The 1,775-nt window shown below is 68.6% G+C and carries 2 protein-coding genes; both read right to left on the reverse strand.

Annotation, left to right across the window (positions count from 1 at the left end):
* A partial coding sequence (locus FGL98_RS25665) for a hypothetical protein (RefSeq protein WP_186526386.1) occupies positions 1-489 on the reverse strand: 489 nt, incomplete at its 3' end.
* Positions 486-1,697 (reverse strand): tyrosine-type recombinase/integrase, encoded by a 1,212-nt coding sequence (locus tag FGL98_RS24585; protein ID WP_146321449.1) that lies wholly within the window; start codon positions 1,695-1,697, stop codon positions 486-488. The genes FGL98_RS25665 and FGL98_RS24585, both read right to left, overlap by 4 nt.
* Between the last annotated feature and the right edge of the window lie 78 nt (positions 1,698-1,775).

Consider the following 1,775-nt stretch of genomic DNA (forward strand, 5'->3'; position numbering starts at 1 on the left):
GGCGGGCAGGGGCCTGGCCTGGGCGAGGAACTGCTCGAAGGTGAGGCCGCTGGCTTGCCGCCGCTTCCACGCGTCCCGGTGGGTGTGGCACACCTGCGATGAGCCCTCGGCCGGGCGCGGGCAGCCCTCGCCCTGGTCGCCGAGGATGGCGCAGGTCTGTTCGCAGCACCAGCGGCGCTGATGGGCGACCGGTTCTTCGCTGCCTGCCCAGGCATGTACGTCTGTGCTCGTCGAGGCCAGGAACTGCCGGCGGTGCAGATGACACAGGGGCTCGGATCCGTACCTGTCGCTTGGGCACGCGGGCACGACGCAACGCAGCACCCGGGTCAGCCGCCCACCCGGACGGGGCGTGATCAGCTGGCGTTCGGCATCCCACTCATCGGCCAGCCAGTCGGGGCCCATCAGCGCGGTCAACCGCTGGACCCGCCAGTCGGGCGGCTGCGGCACGTCTTCCAGCAGTCGGGCAGCAGCACCCGGTGGCCGGGTCACGACACGACTCCGTGGGCGTCTTGGTGCGCGTCGACCGCGGCACGCATGTCGTCCCACCGGGAATGCATGTACACATCCGTCGAGCGCACCGACGCGTGACCGAGTAGCGCCTTGACCAGCGCCGGGTCCTTGCTGCTCAAGGCAACCTCGCTGGCAAAGGAATGCCTCAGCATGTGCGGGCGGGCGTAGAAGCCGACCTTGGCCGAGATGCTGACGAACAGCCGTTCCACCGAGTCCGGGCGCAGCGCCCGCCCGAGCGGTGGCCGCCACAGATTGACCAGCAGGTAGTCACTCTCGGCCGCGGCCGGCACCGCGTCACGAGCGAGCCGGTACGCGTTGTGACAGCGCACCAATCCCGTTGTCACCGGCAAGGTCCGCGGCCACAGCGACTTAGCCAACGCGCCGTTCTCGTTGTCCTCACGACGCACCACGTGCAGGTGCGCGCCGGTGACCTGGCAGCCCAGGTGCGCGGCCGAGGGAAGTAGGTGCAGATCCGCCAAGTGCAACCCGCACAGCTCGGCTACTCGAAGGCCGGTCGCGTAAAGCGCCTCCACGACGAAGCGATCGCGCACGTTCCCGCACGCGTCGACCAATGCTCCGACCTGCTCGCCCGAGAGGGTCGCCGGTGCCCGTTCCACTCGGCGTCGGCGCACCGTCCGGCGTTGGACCACCGGCTGGTCCGTGCGTTCACCGCGGTCCATCGTTAACGGGATGAACCATAGCTCGACTCGTGAGCTCAACCGCTCGGCGACCTGCTGCGTGCACCAACCGCGAGAGGCGCTGAAGCGGACGAATTCCACTACCACCGCGACGATCCCGTCAACTGTTCCCGGCGAGCGAGCGGCCCGTAGCGTGACAACGCTCGCGTCGTCGGCTTGTCGCCGGTTGCGCCCTGGCCGGTGCTTACGCGAGGGCGTGCGTTCGAGCCAGCGAGCGAATGCGGCTACCTGCTCGACACTCGGCGAGCACTCGTCGACCGCGCTGGTGCAAGCCCAGCCCAACCACAACGCGAGCCGGCCCGCGTAGGTCCGGGCCGTTCCGACCGAACCGCCACGATCCACGACCGCGCGTAGGTACTCGCCGGCCCGCTGATGCTCGATGTAGCCGTCGTCGACGATCGTCCAACCCTCACGCCCGTCGACTGGTGAGATTGTGCGCTGTGCCCAGAACTCCATGCCCGCAACGTAGGTGCTGGGTGTGACACTCACTACAAGAGAACTGTTCCAGCACAGCCGATCCGAGGTTCACGCGGCAGTCGCACACGCCCGAGCAGACCCCAATAGAAC

This window comes from Leekyejoonella antrihumi (genome assembly GCF_007845645.1).
GTDB lineage: Bacteria > Actinomycetota > Actinomycetes > Actinomycetales > Dermatophilaceae > Leekyejoonella > Leekyejoonella antrihumi.